Here is a 16,902-nt window from a genome sequence, read left to right on the forward strand (position 1 = left end):
CAACGTCCGATCTACCAGGAGTTCCCCGTCTGTGCACCAAAGGCCCCTTCACCTGCGCAAGCTCGGAAACGGGCACTCAGAGCGTGCTAGGCCCAGGCTGACCCTGCCCCACAGCAACGGACCCGCCGAAGGAGCCGTCAACAAGATCAAGATCATCAAGTGGCAGACCTACGGACGGGCAAGCCTTACCCAGCTACGCAGTCAAATCCTGCTCAATCAGTAGGAACACTCAACGTCTCCCGCCCACCCCAGCTCAGATCGTTGATCGCGCACTCAGCGAAAGAATCGCTCGTTTCAGACCCTTTCGCATTTGAAGGAGGCGCTGAAGCTTTCTGCATCGGCGGAGCTGGCGGGCGTCGGCTGCGGCACGGCCGCGTGATCTGACGCGGTGACCTCCAGTGGTAGTAACTGGACCGGGTGGCGCCGATGTCCTGACATGTCGTTCTCCTGCAACTCCCGGATCCGCCGGTGCGGCGTGGCGTTCTCGTTCTCCGGCAACGGCAGCGCCAGATGCACCGCTTCGGGCCGGCTGTCGTGCCGCAGGTGGTGTCGATGCTCTGACTTGCCCGTTCAGCCGAAATTCAGCGTGCAATCAGTGATGCAGGCCAGCATCGACAAGACCGAACCGAGAGGAAGGCGAATATGGCCAGATTGAAGAACGCACTGATCGTTGGCCTCCTGGCAGCGAGTTCCACCGGATGGGCGGGCGCGTCATCCGCTTGGGCGGAAAGTCCGGAAAACGTCGACCCTGCGAACGCAAGCAGCGTGACCAGGACTGATGATCAATTCAATGCCGACGATGAAGTCATCGGTGGGTCTGCGATCATCCCCGCCGGAGTCGTGACGAAGGACGAGGGTGAAGGCACTTCCACCGCTCCCTCCACCATGGTCGAGGTGGGAGGCGGAACCTGGGACTACGGCACCAGCGCCAACCAGGGCTGGTCAAACTATCTCCATGGCACCAAGAATCACGGCGCAACCGTGAGCCAAGGAAGCCGGGCCGTGAGGTCTGATACGGGACCCGGTGTCTGGGCGAACACGACGATCAACCGGGACATCTTCAGCAATGACCCGATCAGGGCCTACTGGCGCGTGAACTGACAGCCTGAAGGGGCTGCTCGACCACCGAAGCCCGCCTCTGCGGCACGAGTGCCGGCGGGAGGCAGATCGCCATCCGCCGGCACTCCTCTCATGCCCAACCGGAAAAGGACACCCCTGCCGAACAGTTACTCCCGCGCACCTGAGATCCGTATGCCGCTCACAGGATCATCTACAGCTTCCCGGCCTGGAGCTAACCTCCGGAAGCATAACCCGTTGAGAAAACCGGACGCGAAGGGGAAGGCATGCGGTACACCGGGCTGAAGTTGGTGATCTGTTCCGTGCTGACCACGGCGGCACTGCTGGGCTTCTTGGCCGCCGAAGATTCGGACAAGTACCCGGGCTGGCAGGGCAGTTCGGTCTTGGAGATCACCGACGACCGGAACGGTGTCTCATGGGAACAGGTGGTGGCGACCCTCGCTTCGGTCACCGATCGACATCGCGTTGGCATCATTCGTATTGACGAAGACTTCCATGACGGAAACCGTCTCCGGAACGTTTATGTCACGTCCGGCGATCCGGGATCAGATTATGTAACATGGGCGCAAAACATGCTGCGCCCATTCGGTCGGTCACCAACGTTGGAGCTGACCTTCAGACCTTTCGAGCCTGACGACGCGCTCGACCCTCGGGCCGCGTACCGGGTGTTCGGACCACAGGGTGCGGCAGTGGAACTGGTGACGCGGTTCGAAGAGTTGGGTCTGTTCGGCGCACAGACTCCCTCTCTCACATTCGAACAGGTTTTTTCAAATTACGCGATGAGGTCGGTGGGACTTTTCCTTGCGTTGTTGACCAGCTTGGTCACGTTGACTGTCGGATCGGTGTTGCTCAACACCCGACGGTATGCCGAGTGGCGACTGCACGGCGCGGCGACGCTTCAGATGTTTTATCGAGATGCGCGGGCTCTGGCCCCGTTCTGCATGACGGCCAGTATCGTTTTCGGAGCGGCCTTCTCAGCTTTCCTGCTGTGGTACAACGGATGGAACCAGTTCTCCGTATTCGCCCGGTTTACTGCGACCGCGGCCGCGACAATGGGGATCATCGTGGCGTTGTCGTACCTCATCGCAGTGCTCGCGGTGTCCGTGAAGTCCACATTGGACGTCCTAAAAGGCGGGAAACGATTGGGTCCAGCGATGACGCTGTTGTACCCGCTAAGGTTCGCAGCCATCCTGCTGCTCGCGCCTGCGGTGGCCGGAGTTGCCGGCGACTACGCGGGCCTGATGAATCGAAACACCGCTCTTCTACACCTTCCGCGCGTGGGCGAGTCGGTTAATATCACTTTACCCGGCTATCGCACACCGGAGGAAAGTGATCGCGACTTCGAGGAAGTCGGCGCATGGCTGCGGCAACTTGATGCCCGTGGACGGGCAGTTGTCATGAAAAGGGAATCCCTGCAGAACCATCTTTCAGCCGGAATGTTCTCGGGCGAGACGGAGGTGCTGTGGGTGAACGACACATTTCTCGCCGGGCAGCCGGTTCTGGATACCACTGGGTCCCATATCGGTTCCGCTCCGGAGAACACGGTTCGTGTCATTATCCCCGAACATCTCGACCGACATGCCGACACCATCACCGACAGCGTGCTCATGAGCTTCGCTCCTGCGGCGTTACCCGCAGGAGTAGTGGCACCGGGGGTACAGCGGTTGACGGCCGCAGACGGGCAGAGCATTTTCGCCTACGCGGTCAAGAGCCAGGACGTCAACACCGACGGCTCTCCGATCGACCGGCCGATGATTCACGACGCGGTGATAGTTTCGCTCCCCAACGGCACACCACTGATCAGCAATGTTCGTCTCGCTTCGTGGGCGAGCTACCATGGCGTCGTCCTCTCTCCAGGAGACGTTACGTCGTCGATGGGACGGACCATTGCCCTCGGCCGCATCTCGGGGATGCTTCCGGTCACAGGGCTACTCGCCGATAACCGCTCAACAGAGGTACGTCACTTGATCTCCGATGCCCTCATGTCGGGATTGGCAATCGCGGCTCTGGCTTTGGCCGTGGTCGTCACCTGTTTGCTGTACGTGCGGAAGTACACTCGTGCGATCCATGCCGGGCACGTTGCTGGTCGCAGTTTCTGGCAGATCCATCTGCGGGTACTCCTGTTTGAAAGTACTATTCCCCTGGGAATCATTTCCTGGATATCCGTGAACAACTGGCAGCGAGCACGAGAAGTGGCCGCTTATGTCAGCCATGGCATCGCGGCGCCTCCATCCTTGCCCGCCCCCGACTGGTGGCGGTTGATACCCATGATGACCGCGTCCGCCGCTGCGATTTTCCTGTTCACCACTTTTCTGTTCATCGCACACCGTCGTACCACTGCGGCCGTGAGGATCGGTTGATGATTCGTGTTGACGGACTGGGTAAATCCTTCAGTTGACGGACATTATGGTCTGGGCTGCACATCGCCGTCGATGGCCGACTGGTGGCGGTGATCACCAGCGCGAGCGTATCGGGCAAGACGACGCTGCTCAACTGTATCAGCTTGCTAGATAGCCGGACCGAGGGCCGTATCGCATATGGCCGGACCGAGGTGATCACGCTCGGCCGGGCGGCTGGCCGCCGCTATCGGCGTGACGACATCGGGTATCTGTTTCAGGACCCGGCTTTGATCGAGGACGCGACAGTCGCGGACAACCCATGCTTGGCTCGCGTAACCCGTTGTGGTCTCTCGATCCGTCAGCAGGAGACTCTAGATCGAGTCGGCCTGGAAAACAGAGTAAAAGAGAAGGTTACTAGCTCAGCGGGTGTGGGCAGCAGCGCGTGGCCCTGGCTCAACTGTTGATTAAGAATTCATCCATACTTCTCCTCGATGAACCGATCTGGGCCCTGGACGACGTCAACACCGGAGTGGTCATCGACATCACGAACGAGTTGGCCGTCGCTGGCGTCGCAGTGATCGTCACCACCTATGGCGGGCATATCCGGGTCTGTGCAGATATCGGACATGAATTTGGTTCGCGGAAAAGGTGACCATGCGCTTGAGTCGGTTCCTGGCGGTCGTAACAGCGAAAACGTCGACCACCCGAACTTGAGTCAAGTCTCCCTGGCCGAGAACGCCCTGCCATGCGCTGCTGGGTCATCGGTCAAGGTGATCAGTCTCCGCCGGACGCGTTCGACATCATCCAGGCGGTGCTGGGCGCGGTAGAGCTCCAAGGCATGCTGCCAGGCGATCCGCGCCTGGTTGTCGCGGCCTCCGGCGGCGTACGCCTGTCCGATTCCGTCCAGGAGATCGGCTTCCTGGTGAATGATGCCGAGGTCGCGGCACAGGACCAGGGCCTGCTGGTAGAAACCTCTGGCCTCGGCGTACCGGCCGGTCTGGTGCGCCAGTCGCCCCAGGCCCTCCAGCGTGGTCGCCTCCCCTTCGCGGTGCTGGTGGTCGTGGTGCAGGTCCGGGGCCCTGTGGCAATAGGCATGAACTTGGCCGTGCGCACCCAGGCGGGAGGAAAGCCAAGTTACCCAGTTGAGCGCTTCGACCTGCCCTACCGGCAGGTCAAGGGACTGGAAAAGGCGCAGAGCGCGGCGGGAGTGCTCCAGCGCCCGCTCGTCGTCCCCCTGTCGCCCCCATGCCCAGGCGAGGGCGCGGTGGGTATGGGCTTGACCTACCGGGTCGCCGGAGCACTGGACCAGGACGAGGGCGTGTTGTAGGTGCTCCACCGCCTCGCGACGCCCTCCTCGGCCAGCGCAGCTGCAATCGAGAAGCCGCCGTGCCCTGTTGCGGATGACGGGATCCGCACGCCACTCGGTGACGTCCACCCCGGTTCGCCACGCGACCACCTCGTCCGGTCGGTGCCCCCGCCGCGTGTGGAAGACGCTCAAGGACCAGGCCAGTTGCCACACCAGACCGTGCTGCTCCCGTTCGACTGCGGTCTGTTGAGCGGCGAGCAGGTTGAGGCGCTCGGTTTCGAACCATCGCAGCGCGGCGGTTCGATCAGGCGGAGGGTCGGGGCGACTGCCGGGTACGGGTGGGTCCAGGACGAAGGGCGCGCAACGCGGGTTGAGCAGTCGTTCGGCGGCGAACGCGGTGTGGACGTAGTGGTCGACCAACCGGGATAGCGCCGCCTCGCACTCTTCGGCGAAGTGGTCCTGAACGGCGCGATCGTGCGCGTAGAGTTTGATCAGATCGTGCGTGCGATAGCGTCCCGGGCGGTACTGCTGCACCAAGTGCACCTGCTCCAATCGCCGCAGCAGGTTCCGGGTGGTGGGCATCGATCGCGCCATAAGGCCGGCGGCAGCCGACAGACCGATGTCCGGCCCGGGCGCCACTCCGAGGAGTCGGAACACCTCTGCGGCGTCGGCGTCCAGGGCCTTGTACGACCAGGACAGTGCGGCCCGGAAGTCTGCGCGCCGGTCACCGGTGTCCAGAGCGTTCAGCCTGGACGCCGCGTGGTTCAATTCGGCGGCCAACAACGACAACGGCAGTTGTGGGAACAGCCGAGCGCGGGCGGCAACAATGCCCAGCGGCAAGGGGAAGCCCGCGCAGTCGGCCAGCAGGTCCACCACCGCCTCCGGCTCTGCGGCGATGCGGTCCTGGCCTAGGCGCGTTGCGAGCAGCTCTCGGGCCTCGGTGTCGGTCAGCACGTCCGGTGCCACAGGCTGTGCGCCGTGAGCGGCGACCAGACCGCCGAGTTGGTGGCGACTGGTGACCAGCACTGTGCAGGAGGGCCCTGGCAGCAGGGGCAGTACTTGGTCGGTGTCACGAGCGTTGTCCAGCACGACCAGGACCCGCTTGTCCGTCAGCACCCGCCGGTACAGCGCGGCCTGGGCATCGGGGGCCGCAGGGATCGCGGCGGGGCTGACGCCCAAGGCGTCGAGGAACCCGAGCACGGCGGCCTCCGGCGACATCGGCTGCTCGGTCGGGTCGAACCCTCGCAAGTCGACGAACAAGTGCCCGTCCGGGAACCGTCGAACGTTCCGATGGGCCCAGTGCAGGGCCAACCACGTCTTGCCGATCCCCCCTGCCCCGACGATCACCGCGATCGCAGCGCTTCCCGCGCGTGTCGCCGAGTCCAACGCGGCCAGTTCCCGCTCCTTGCCGACGAACTGGACCGGCGGCGGCAACTGCCTGGGAGGCGCCGCCCCAGGAAAGTTCACCACGACCGACTCATCGGGCAGTTCTGCGGTGAGGACCCGCTGGTGCACCCGGCGAAGCAGCGAGCCCGGGTCGACACCCAGTTCCTCGGCCAGTCGCGACCGCACCCGCCGGTAGTGCTCCAGCGCGTCGGCTTGGCGGCCCTCGCGGTGCAGCGCCAACATCAGCAACGCCGCCAACCGTTCCCGCAAGGGGTGCTCCATCGTCAGTGACCGCAGCTGTGACATCGCCTCAGTAGCTGTTTTCGAGCTATTGGGGTTGGGTGAGTCGGCGGCTGGTGATGCGGATCATGGACCAGCGGACCATGGCCTCGTGGTGGTGGGGTAGGCGTTCGTAGTCGCGGACGCAGCGGCGGTGTCCGGTGATCCAGGCCAGAGTCCGTTCGACCACCCATCTCCTTGGCAGCACGGTGAAGTACGGCACCTGTGGGCGTTGGACGATTTCCAACACCAGGCCGAGGGTCTTGCGGGCCCAGGTGATCAAAGGGCCCGTGTAGCCGCCGTCGGCCCACACCAGCGCGGTCCGTTTCCCGGCGGTTTCGCGCAGGCGTCGAAGCAGGCTGCGGGCGGCGACCCGGTCCTGCGTCGAGGCTGGCGTCACCAATACCGCCACCAGCAATCCCAAGGTGTCCACGACGATGTGCCGCTTGCGACCGGCGACCTTCTTCCCGCCGTCCCAACCTCGGCTCGCCCTGCCGACGGTCTGTGCGGCGCGCACCGACTGCGAGTCCATGACCGCCGCCGACGGCGTCGCCACCCGTCCTTCGGCCAGGCGGACGCGGTCGCGCAGTGCGTCGAGCAGCCGCTGTGACGCACCGGCCTTCTCCCAGGCGGCAAAGCGCTTGTAGACCGTCTGCCACGGTGGGAAGTCCGCAGGCAGGGCGCGCCACTTGACACCGTTGTCGACCACGTAGCCGATCGCGTCCACGATCAGGCGACGGCAGTGCTTTTCCCACCGCCCGCCTCGGCCAGCCAGACACGCGGGCTCGGGCAGCAGCGGGTCCAGCTCAGCCCACTGGGCGTCGGTGACGTCGGTGGGATACCGGGCCGTTCGCATGGTGGGCTGGTGAGAGGCAGCCAGGCGGCAGCAGGGGGCACCCGCAGTGGGACCGCCCGCGGGCATCGGGCACGATAACAACGGAACTCCTGGCAGAGCGGCGCTTCGACAACGTCCGATCTACCAGGAGTTCCCTCGTTTGCGCATCAATGGGCTTTCGCCTCCTCAAGCTCGGAAACAGCTACTCAGAGGTCCGCCCGGATTCGACCTCGGCCTCCAGACAGTTTTCCAACACCGCCAGCCTCTCCTCGACCAAGACGTGTCGAATCGCGGTCAGGCCGGGCACGTCGATATCGGCCAATGGCTCACCCCGCCACAGCGCGAGCGCCCTACGCAGTCCCGCGGCCTGCTCCCCGGCGGGGGCAGTAGCGACCAGCGAACGGAACCGGTGCAGGTCGATCAGCCCGGGATCAGCCTCCAGCACGTAGCCGGCCGGCGTGTGAGCCAGGCGAACGCGGGGATCCGCCCTCATCAGTCGTCGCAGTTCCGACACGCACCGCTGCACCACGTTGCGCGCCGTGCGAGGCGCGGCGCCGTCCTCCCACAACAGGGCGACCAGCCGTGCCAACGGCACAGCACGGTCAACCTCCAGCAACAACAGGGCCAGCACACACCGCTGCTGCCCACTGGTGATCTCGATCTCCCGTCCTTCGTGCCGGACCATCAAAGGGCCTAACACTCCGAACTCCACCCTGCCCCCCACCACCCCTGGACATCCCCCGGTCGACCTTCGTCGTTCAAGGCCAGCATGCTCCGGTCCCGACCACCATGAGACCGAAAGGCCCGAGACGAACCCCACACGGCCTAAAGCACCTCACACAAAAGGGGGCATCACCTCCGTCCTGTGATCGACCTATTCCGGGCCACCGGGATTGGGTGAGTCAGCGGCTGGTTATGCGGATCATGGACTAACAGACCACGGACCCGTGGTGGTGGCGCAGACGTTCGTGGACGCAGCGGCAGTGTCCACCGCCACAGCAGTCCCACAGCCTGGGTGGCGATCAGAGTGGGGGCATATCCTGACTCGTGGTCGTGGGACGAGGCGGCGCTCGCACGGGTACTGGTGGGCATAGCCGAGGCGCCGATCGCCGGCCTCTCCCGGGGGGGCATGTCGGTGTCACGGCAGCGCCGCGGCGGAGACCACTTGCGGAAGGTGTTCGTGGGTGCGCCGTCGACGACGGTCTCCGATGATCTCGACGAGGGCGTCGGGGTCGTGGCGGTCGAGCAGCCGAACCCGCACAGGTTCGAGGGCGGTCAGGTGCTCAAACAACGGCGCGGTACGACGCGGCAGTCCGCGCCGCTCGTCGGTGAACACACGGCCGTCACGGATTTCGGCACGGGCCGGGACGGCGTCAACGTCGTGGTCGTCGTCGGCGAGCACGACGGTCGAGTCGGGCAGCGGCCGCCCACGGGCGGCGTCGGCCAGGATGAGCAGTTCGCCCGACAGTCCCGCCGGTCGTCGCCGAAATGTCCCGGTGCCTCACGCTACCAGGGCAGGGCACCGGGAACTTCGGACCCGCACCCAGCGCACCTCCGCGCCTGTCGGCCCCGCACCGGGTGTGGTCGATGGGCGAGGTGGTGTCGGGCAGCAGCTCGGCCAGGGTCGCTTCCACGATCGGAGAGCCCTGCCAGGCCAGGTAGGCGCGTCCCTCGGGCAGGAGGTCCAATCGATGGCGCCGGTACAGATCCTGACCGCGAGGAGTTGCCGTGTCCTCGTCGTCGACATCGATCAACCACAGTCGGCGCGCGGTCGCCAGGTGCTGTGCCGCACCGCCCAGGGAACCGAAGTGCCGGTAGACATCGCCCTCGACCGCGCCTTTGATCATCGCCACGGTGAACACGTCGGCGACCAGGTCGCGCCGGTCGTCCTCAGTCACCTTCGTTGCCGTCCTGCCCGTGGTCGGGCCCGATCAGTGGTCGGTCGCCGCAGCATGGTGCCAGTGCGGGGTCGTCCGGGTCGACGCCGTTGGCGATGGCCATCGCGCGGTAGTCCGGGTAGAGCTCCACCGGGCTGGTGATCGTGTCGGGGTCGATCCGGCCGTGGACGAGCGCCATGCGGATGGCGAGGTTGTCCGACGCGCCGCGCAGCAGAAACCCGGCACAGGTCTGTGGGGCCGATCGGGGTGAGCCGTGGCAGCCGAAGGTGTGGGTATCCAGGTCGTAGGTGGTGCGGGCGCTATCCCGGAAGACCTGCGGCGGGAACGTGTGCAGCGGGGCGTCGAGGCGCCAGGGACAACGCGGGCACGGCTCGGTCCGGTGGTCGCTTCCCCGGCGTTCGATCGTGACGACGCCCCAGGTGCCGTCACCGGCGAGACGGACCATGGCCACTCGCGGCCGTTCGGTGTCGAACAAGACGGTTTCTCCAGGTCACACTACGATGCCGTCGTTCGGGAAGAGTTGGCGCGGGACGCGCCGCCCATCACGCCGTGCGGGGGGTATCGGCTGGCGCTAGAGCATCGTGCCGTCTCTCCCACCGATCTCCGCTCTGCCGGTGAGCATCCGACGACGCGGACGCGTGTCGGGTCTCAGGCGGAGTGGGCCTGCTGGAACTCGTCGACCAGCGCCGCGGGAAGGCGTCCCCTGTCGGAGATCCGTCGCCCCTGACCCCGGGCCCACTCGCGGATCGCCTGATTCTGCTCCCGGTCACCGCCGGAGGGAACGGTGGTCCGGGTGCGGGGCAGCCGGGCACCGCGCTGCGGCGGGCGGCCACCGGCCCGACGACCGCCCGCGACGAAGTCGGCGAGCCGTTCACGCAACCGGTCGGCGTTGCCGCGGGACAGGTCGATGGTGTACTCGACACCGTCCAGGGCGAAGACGACGGTTTCCTCCGCTTCGCTCCCGTCCAGATCGTCGATCAAGGTGACAGTGGTCTGCTTGGCCACACCAGACTCCTCATGACTATCGCCGTCCTTCGCGACCGTGACGACAACCGCGCACGAAACAACGGCAGCGAACGCGACCGGAGCAGCCGCACGCCGCTATCGTATTAATCCACGCAGAACTTCGCAAGCCATTCCACCAAGCGAAACCGAATGAAACCGCTTGGCACCTGCTGGCACCAACCCAGAGGGCAGCCATGGCATGCCTGATCACGCTGTCACCATTGTCCGGTCGTCGTGTGCAGCCGCATGTGGCGACGATCGACGTATCGCCCGGATCTCCGGACCGGCCCGTAGTCAAAACGGGCAACGGTGTTGTGTCCGTAGGCACGCTGCGGGTCACATGCCGGGTGGAGGGCCGAGCAGGGCACCGACGACACGGTCGGACAGCGTCACCCTCCGGCACGCCGGTGCTGTGTGGTATCACAGTTTTCGGCGATGACCCCTCCCGATCTGTGGTTGTTGCCTCAAGCAGTGTTTCGGTGGTCGCGGACGGCAGCGGCGTGTCGGCGCCGCGTTCGAAGGCTGCGGCGATGTCACCGACGTGGCCGGCCTGGAGAGGGGTACTTCTCCGGGCCGTCCGGATCCACTCGGCCGGGAATTCCGGTTGCCGTGTGCCCGCGCCGTCGGACTGGCGACGCAATCCATTGACCAGCGGGGTGAAGTACGTCGTCTGGTGCCGATCCGGTATTGCCGACGGCTGTTTTCCGCCGGGTTGCCCTCCGGAAGAGGTGATCGGCGGGTCAATCCGGGTCGGTACCGGCGGGCTCGTCGAGGTCGTCGAGTTGTTGTTGGACGTGTCGGGCGTCGGTGTTGCGGCCTTGTGCCCGGTACAGCTCCAGCGCCTCAGTCCAGACCTGACGTGCCCGGTGGTGTTGTCGGAGGGCGGCGTGGGCGTGGCCGAGGCCGTCGAGGGTGCCCGCGACCTGGTAGGTGTGGCCGAGGGTGCGGCGCAGGGTGAGGGCGTGGCGGTAGTGGTCGACGGCCTGCCGGTGGTCGTCGGTGCGGTGGGCGATGAGTCCGAGGCTGTCCAGGGCGGCGGCCTCGCCGTCGGTGTGGTGGTGGTGTCGGTTCAAGGTGAGAGCGGCGCGGCAGTGATCGCGGGCGGTGTCGAATTCACCCAGGCGCGCGGCGAACCAGCCCACCGCGTTGAGCGCTTCGGCTTCCCACGCGGGCTGGTCGAGGATGCGATACAGGTCGAGGGCGTGTCGGGCGTGCTCCAGGCCCGTCTGTCGTCGCCTCGTTGCTCCCAGGCGATCGCGAGCGATTGGCGGGTGTGTGCCTGTTGGGCGAGGTCGTGGTCCCGTACCGCCAGGGCGAGGGCCCGGTCCAGGTGTCGGGTGGCTTCCTCGTGCAGTCCCAGGCGGGAACAGACATGGCCGAGGTTCCGGTGGGCGCGGCTGCGAGCGGCGGGGTCGGGCAGGTGTGCGGAGGCGTCCAGCGCGGCTTGCCACGTGGCAAGCGCTTGAGCCAGGTGTCCCCGGCGGACGTGGAAGTTGTTCAGTGTCCAGGCGAGGTGCCAGACGATGTGGTGGTGGCCGAGGGCGACGGCGGCGCGCTGGGTCGCCAGGAGGGTGACGTGCTCTGCCTCCAGCCAGGCTGTCGCGGCGGCGACGTCGGGCAGCGGGTGCGGGTGGACGTCGGGCGCGGGTGGGTCGGGCCGCAGGGGCGGGCGGTGGGGGTGCAGGAGACGGTCGGCGGCGTGGGCGGTGTGCAGGTGGGAGTCCATCACCCGCAGCAGGGCCGTCTTCCGCACCTCCTCGGGCAGGGTGGCCTGGGCGGTGGCGGCCGCGTAGTCGCGGACCAGGTCGTGCATCGCGTACCGACCGTGCGGTCGCCGTTCGAGCAGGGACGCCTCCTCCAGCGTCGAGAGCGCCTTGCGGGTGTCGGCCGGGGGCAGGCCGGTGAGCACAACCGCGGCGGGCAGGGTCGTATCGGCGCCGGGGGTGATGCCCAGCAGCCCGAACACGGTGCGCTGTCGGTCGGTGAGCCGGCGCAGGGACCACGACAGCACGGCGGGCAGGCCGGCGGCGGGATCATCGCCGTCGAGCATGTCCAGGCCCAGGTCGCGCAGTTCGGTGGCGAGTTCGGCCAGCGGGACCCGGGGGTGGGTGGCGGCGTGGCGGGCGGTGATCGCCAGGGCCAGCGGGTAGCGCCCGCACAGCTCGACCAGTTCGTCGACGGCCTCCGGTTCGGCGGTCACCCGCTGCTCTCCGAGGCGTTCGACCAACAGGGCGCGGGCTTCTTCTTCGGACAGGATGTCCAACTGCAGGTGGCGGGCGCTGTGCCGGTCGATCAGCGAGGCGAGCCTGCGTCGGCTGGTGACCAGCACGGTACAGGTGGGGGTGCCGGGCAGCAGGGGCACGACCTGGTCGGTGGCGGTGGCGTTGTCCAGCACGATCAGCATCCGCCGGTCCGCGACCAGGCCGCGGTACAGCGCCGCCTGCGCGTCCAGGTCGACCGGCAGGCGGCCGGGGTCGACGCCGAGCGCGTCGAGGAAGCCGCGCACCGCGACCGCCGGGTCGAGGGGGTGGCCGTCGGGGCTGTAGCCGCGCAGGTCGACGAACAGCTGCCCGTCGGGGAACCGGTCGGCGTGCCGGTGGGCCCAGTACAGCGCGAGCCAGGTCTTGCCGATGCCGCCCGCCCCGCCCAGCACGGACATCACCGTCCTCGTGGCCGGGTCGCCGTCAGCCGGGGTCAGGACGCGGTCCAGGCCGGACAGGTACTCCTCGCGGCCGACGAACAGCCCCGGTGCCCCGGGCAGCTGCCGGGGCGCCCCACGGCCGCCCTCGGGTGCGATCGGGTTCACCGGCTGATCGAGTACGCGCGGGTGGGCGGGGTAGGGGTGGTCGGGCAGGGCGATCCAGGCGGTGTCGCGGATCTCCTTCACCTCCACCGGCACCGGCCGGAAGGTCGCCGGGTCCAGCACGGCGCAGTGACGGACGACCTCGTCGAAGACCCAGCGCGACACGACCAGCGCGACCAGGCCCGGCGAGCCCGCGAGCGCCCGGCGCACCGGGGGCGCGTCCAGCAGCCGAAACGCCGTGGTCACCGCGGTCGAGGTGACACCGTGATCGTCGAAGACCACCTCACCGGCGTGCACCGCCACCCGCAGCCGGACACGCTGGGCCGACGGACTGGTGCCGTTGTGGGCCCGCAACGCCTCCACCAACGCCCCGGGCAGCACCTCCACCAACGGCGCCTTGGCGTACTCCGGGGGAACCAGCACGAACACGCTGTCGCCGCGGTCCTCGTGGTAGCAGACCTCCCACGGCACCTCCGCCGCGCGCAGGGCCTCGACGACCGTCCGGTACAGCCCCGCCCGGGTGCCCACCCGGTGGGGCAGCGTCCGGCGCCGGTCACCGAAACCCTCCACGTCCACCACCACGATCGTGCGGTGCACGGCCTGGCCTGAACCCGCCATCCCAGTCTCCAGAGCAGCCCACCGGATCTGTCGGTCAAGTCCGGTTTACCGCACCAGCGACCGATTCCTCACCCGCCCCGACCCGCGCATCGCCTGATCGGCCGCACGCCTCCACTCCCGCGACCGAGTCCATGGGAATCGGTCGGAGTGCCGAGGTCGGAGGGTCGCGGCCGGATGTGGTCAGGGCATGAACGCGACCGCGCAGACCGCGGAGGTGTCGGTGACCGGTGCCGGGGTGTCCGGGTCCGGTCGCCAGGACCAGGCCGGCACCACTCCGGGTTCGACCGGTGTCAGCCGGGACAGCCAGGTGTCGACGGGGTCTGCGGGACGGTCGATGCGGCGGTCCGCGGCGTTTCCGGTGGATCCGGCTGTCCGGAGGTGTTCGGCCGCCGCGGTGGTTCCGGTCGGGGGCCGGGGGTGCGTGGCGGCGTCGGGGGTCGTCAGGTGGGTGAGGGCGAGTGCACTGCCCGGTGCCATGTGGTGGAGGTGGTCGGCGATGATCCGGTCGGGATCGTCGGTGAGGGTGTCGAGTATGTCGATCATCAACAGGCCGGTCGGTCGGGTCGGGTCCAGCAGTCGGCGGGTGTGCTCGTCGTGCCAGATCCGGTCGGGGTGCCGCAGGTCGGCGTGGACGACGGCGACCTGCGGGGTGTGCTCGAGGATCAGGCGGGAGTGGGCGACGGTGGCGGGGTCGTTGTCGACGTAGACCACCGGGATGTCGGGGCGGTGGGTGTGGGCAATGGCGTGGGTGGGTGTCATGGTGGGAAGGCTGGCGCCGAGGTCGAGGAATTGCCGGATGCCGGCGTCGATCATGTGGCGTACGGCGCGGTGCAGGAACGCGCGGTGGTGGCGGGCCAGTTCGCGTAGGCCGGGCAGTGCGGCGAGGGCGGGCCGGGCCGCTTCGCGGTCTTTGGGGATGTTCAGGGCGCCGTCGAGCAGCCAGTCGTGGATGCGCGCGGCGCTGGGTCTGTCGAAGTCGGCCGTCGTGGGATCGTCGGGTTCGTCGGGCACGGCAGCTCCCTTCCGCTGATGATCATTCTAGGCGGAATGGGCTTATGCCGGTTCCCCTGAACGGGCTTCACCTTGGGCTATATCGCCTCTTCTTCTCTTGGGAGGGTTACCGCCGTTCACCCGGTCGGCCGCGGAACCCTGCCATCTCATTCCACTCGACTGGGAATGAGCGCACGATCGGGTGAACCGCTCGGCTACGGCATGGACATCCGTCGACCACGGGACTTGTTGCAGGTATAGGTCCACACCGATGCCGCGGGCATCCCGGTTGGGAAGGGTTGTGTGTTGCTGTTCAACACCATGATCGTGGTGGACGCCGCGTGTCCGGATGCGGTCCGGTCGCCGGGCTGTCCACCGGTCACCGCGCCCGGCCGGGGCATCCACCACGCGGGGTCGCTGATGGACGTGGCCCGGGGCGCCGCGTCGACCCGCTGCCGGGACGACCTCGACGGGGTCCACCACACCCATGCCCATGGCGGGCAGGCGGCAGAACCGACGTGGATCGGGAGGGCGGGGACGGGCCGGGGCGTCGGTACGTGATCCGCATCCGCCCGCGTGGCCCCGACGAGGCGGCCCGCCGCGAGTTCTCGGTGTTCTACAAAGACACCTACAACCATCTGCGTTCCTGGGTGCGCTCCAAGGACCCCGGTTCCGAGTACGACCAGATCACCGACGAGGCATTCACCCAGCTGTGGAAGCACTGGGGACGCATCACCGCACCCCCTCGGGCGTACCTGTTCGCCATCGCGCACAACGAACTGCGTCGGGGCAGGCGCAACCCCTCCGCCATGCCGATCGATCCCGACGACACCCATCAGTTGATGACCACACCGGTGGCGGGAGTCGAGGGCTGGCAGGAGTGGGCGGATGTACGAAGCAGGATCGCCAGGATGCCCGAGCACGTGCGGGAGGCACTGAGTTTGAAGGTCTACGGATTGACGCGGCACGAGATCGCCCACGTCATGGGATGTACCGCGCACACGGTGTCGACCTACCTGTCGACGGCGCGTCGACACATCGACGGTGATGCCTGTGCGACCAGATTTCCCGGTCCGGGCAGCGGTGGCCTGGTCGATCCGAACCATGGAGGTGGTTGGTGATGTTGTCGGCGATGCTGCGGCGACTGCTCGCGACGGCGTGGCCGCGCAGGCGACGTGTGTCGGATCGACAGCTTCGGGCGGTGTTCGACACCGGCTTGGCACCACTGCCCGCCGCCGAGGTGGAAGCCAGGCTGCAGCGACTGCTGGCCGGCGGGCACACCTCCGAGACCGCCTCAGCCCCGTCTGCGAACGGTGCCTACACCTTCGACGATGCCGCGGCAGCCGACCGGTCGCGAATCGGGACAGGTCGTGAGCGTGGCGAGCGCGGGACTTGACCCTGGATGTTGGGCACCAGACACACTTGGATCCTGACGATCCGGGTGGACAGGAGTCCCGTTCAGATGGTGATGAAGCACTACCCGCCGGAGTTCCGGGCCGAGGCGGTCGCGCTCTACCGGTCCCGGCCGGGCGCGACGATCAAGTCGGTGGCCCGGGACCTGGGCGTCAACCACGAGACGCTGCGCAACTGGATCCGGCTCGACGACGCGCAGCGCACCGGACCGCAGGTCACCACCTCCGCGACCGGTGCGGCCCCGCCCTCGCCGGAGGACGAGAACGCAGCACTGCGCAGGCGGGTCCGTGAGCTGGAGGAAGAGCGCGACATCCTGCGCAAGGCGGCCCGGTATTTCGCGGGCGAGACGCGCTGGTGAACCGCTTCCAGTTCGTCGACGACCATCAACGCCACCATGGCGTGAAGCGGTTGTGCCAGGTCATCGGGATCGCCCGGTCCAGCTACTACCACTGGAAGGCCACCGCGGCCGACCGGGCCGCCCGCGTCGCGGACGACGCGCGCCTGGCCGCCCGCATCCGGGTGATCCACCGCGAGTCCGCCGGCACCTACGGCGTCCCGCGCATCACCGCCGAACTGCACGACACCGGACACGTGATCAATCACAAGCGCGTCGCCCGGGTCATGCGCCAAGGCGGCCTGGCCGGTCTGCGACTGCGCCGCCGGCACCGCACCACCCTCGCCGACCCGACGACGATCAAGGCTCCCGACCTGCTCGGACGCGACTTCACCGCCGACACGCCCAACACCCGCTACGTCGGCGACATAACGTATCTGCCCATCGCCGACGGCACCTTCCTCTACCTGGCCACCGTGATGGACCTGTGCTCACGCCGCCTGGTCGGCTGGGCCGTGGCCGACCACATGCGCACCGACCTGGTCCTCGACGCCCTGCACGCGGCGCAGCGGACACGCGGCAGCCTGGCCGGGGCGATCTTCCACAGCGACCACGGAGC

The 16,902-nt window shown here is 67.4% G+C and carries 17 protein-coding genes and 1 pseudogene; 8 read left to right on the forward strand and 10 right to left on the reverse strand.

Going from position 1 to position 16,902, the window contains the following annotated elements; genetic code table 11:
• Nucleotides 1-642 precede the first annotated feature (642 nt).
• From ACFP3R_RS36775 to ACFP3R_RS36790, 4 genes and pseudogenes are all read left to right on the forward strand, one after another.
• A complete protein-coding gene (locus tag ACFP3R_RS36775) occupies nucleotides 643-1,101 on the forward strand; it encodes a lactococcin 972 family bacteriocin (RefSeq protein ID WP_380643502.1) in 459 nt (152 codons plus the stop codon).
• A gap of 242 nt (nucleotides 1,102-1,343) precedes the next feature.
• Nucleotides 1,344-3,437 (forward strand): hypothetical protein, encoded by a 2,094-nt coding sequence (locus ACFP3R_RS36780; protein WP_380643504.1) that lies wholly within the window; start codon nucleotides 1,344-1,346, stop codon nucleotides 3,435-3,437.
• 89 nt (nucleotides 3,438-3,526) lie between these two features.
• Nucleotides 3,527-3,858: pseudogene (locus tag ACFP3R_RS36785) on the forward strand (ATP-binding cassette domain-containing protein); the annotation flags it as partial.
• Entirely contained in the window at nucleotides 3,859-4,068 is a 210-nt protein-coding gene (locus ACFP3R_RS36790) for a hypothetical protein (protein ID WP_380643534.1), read from the forward strand. It abuts the pseudogene before it with no gap.
• 63 nt (nucleotides 4,069-4,131) lie between these two features.
• On the opposite strand, the gene ACFP3R_RS36795 is transcribed toward ACFP3R_RS36790, so the two are convergent.
• From ACFP3R_RS36795 to ACFP3R_RS36840, 10 genes are all read right to left on the reverse strand, one after another.
• Entirely contained in the window at nucleotides 4,132-6,414 is a 2,283-nt protein-coding gene (locus ACFP3R_RS36795; RefSeq protein ID WP_380643506.1) for an ATP-binding protein, read from the reverse strand.
• Between the two features lie 22 nt (nucleotides 6,415-6,436).
• Nucleotides 6,437-7,243 (reverse strand): IS5 family transposase, encoded by an 807-nt coding sequence (locus ACFP3R_RS36800; RefSeq protein ID WP_380643508.1) that lies wholly within the window; start codon nucleotides 7,241-7,243, stop codon nucleotides 6,437-6,439.
• Between the two features lie 181 nt (nucleotides 7,244-7,424).
• Entirely contained in the window at nucleotides 7,425-7,934 is a 510-nt protein-coding gene (locus ACFP3R_RS36805; RefSeq protein WP_380643510.1) for an AfsR/SARP family transcriptional regulator, read from the reverse strand.
• 426 nt (nucleotides 7,935-8,360) lie between these two features.
• Nucleotides 8,361-8,624 carry a hypothetical protein gene (locus ACFP3R_RS36810; protein WP_380643512.1) on the reverse strand — a complete coding sequence of 88 codons (264 nt, stop codon included), beginning with the start codon at nucleotides 8,622-8,624 and terminating at the stop codon, nucleotides 8,361-8,363.
• Nucleotides 8,596-9,120 carry a hypothetical protein gene (locus ACFP3R_RS36815; protein WP_380643514.1) on the reverse strand — a complete coding sequence of 175 codons (525 nt, stop codon included), beginning with the start codon at nucleotides 9,118-9,120 and terminating at the stop codon, nucleotides 8,596-8,598. Before ACFP3R_RS36815 ends, ACFP3R_RS36810 begins: the two co-directional genes overlap by 29 nt.
• Entirely contained in the window at nucleotides 9,113-9,595 is a 483-nt protein-coding gene (locus ACFP3R_RS36820; protein ID WP_380643516.1) for a DUF6283 family protein, read from the reverse strand. The genes ACFP3R_RS36815 and ACFP3R_RS36820 overlap by 8 nt, the downstream gene beginning before the upstream one ends.
• 173 nt (nucleotides 9,596-9,768) lie before the next feature.
• Nucleotides 9,769-10,125 carry a histone-like nucleoid-structuring protein Lsr2 gene (locus ACFP3R_RS36825; RefSeq protein WP_380643518.1) on the reverse strand — a complete coding sequence of 119 codons (357 nt, stop codon included), beginning with the start codon at nucleotides 10,123-10,125 and terminating at the stop codon, nucleotides 9,769-9,771.
• A gap of 740 nt (nucleotides 10,126-10,865) precedes the next feature.
• On the reverse strand, nucleotides 10,866-11,267 hold the full coding sequence (locus ACFP3R_RS36830; protein ID WP_380643520.1) for a tetratricopeptide repeat protein: 402 nt from the start codon (nucleotides 11,265-11,267) through the stop codon (nucleotides 10,866-10,868).
• On the reverse strand, nucleotides 11,195-13,546 hold the full coding sequence (locus ACFP3R_RS36835) for an NB-ARC domain-containing protein (protein ID WP_380643522.1): 2,352 nt from the start codon (nucleotides 13,544-13,546) through the stop codon (nucleotides 11,195-11,197). Before ACFP3R_RS36835 ends, ACFP3R_RS36830 begins: the two co-directional genes overlap by 73 nt.
• A 180-nt stretch (nucleotides 13,547-13,726) precedes the next feature.
• Nucleotides 13,727-14,557 (reverse strand): SAM-dependent methyltransferase, encoded by an 831-nt coding sequence (locus ACFP3R_RS36840; RefSeq protein ID WP_380643524.1) that lies wholly within the window; start codon nucleotides 14,555-14,557, stop codon nucleotides 13,727-13,729.
• Nucleotides 14,558-15,093: 536 nt separating this feature from the next.
• Between ACFP3R_RS36840 and ACFP3R_RS36845 the strand changes: the two genes are divergently transcribed.
• The 4 genes from ACFP3R_RS36845 to ACFP3R_RS36860 all read left to right on the forward strand — a co-directional run.
• Nucleotides 15,094-15,657, forward strand: a complete 564-nt coding sequence (locus ACFP3R_RS36845) for an RNA polymerase sigma factor (RefSeq protein WP_380643526.1) — start codon at nucleotides 15,094-15,096, stop codon at nucleotides 15,655-15,657.
• Entirely contained in the window at nucleotides 15,654-15,932 is a 279-nt protein-coding gene (locus ACFP3R_RS36850; protein ID WP_380643528.1) for a hypothetical protein, read from the forward strand. The genes ACFP3R_RS36845 and ACFP3R_RS36850 overlap by 4 nt, the downstream gene beginning before the upstream one ends.
• A 66-nt stretch (nucleotides 15,933-15,998) precedes the next feature.
• Nucleotides 15,999-16,307, forward strand: coding sequence for a transposase (locus ACFP3R_RS36855; protein ID WP_380643530.1), 309 nt, complete (start codon nucleotides 15,999-16,001; stop codon nucleotides 16,305-16,307).
• Nucleotides 16,304-16,902 (forward strand): IS3 family transposase (locus tag ACFP3R_RS36860; RefSeq protein WP_380643532.1); only part of this gene is annotated, 599 nt, incomplete at its 3' end. The genes ACFP3R_RS36855 and ACFP3R_RS36860, both read left to right, overlap by 4 nt.

It is taken from the genome of Saccharothrix lopnurensis, from assembly GCF_042658445.1.
Taxonomy (GTDB): domain Bacteria; phylum Actinomycetota; class Actinomycetes; order Mycobacteriales; family Pseudonocardiaceae; genus Actinosynnema; species Actinosynnema lopnurensis.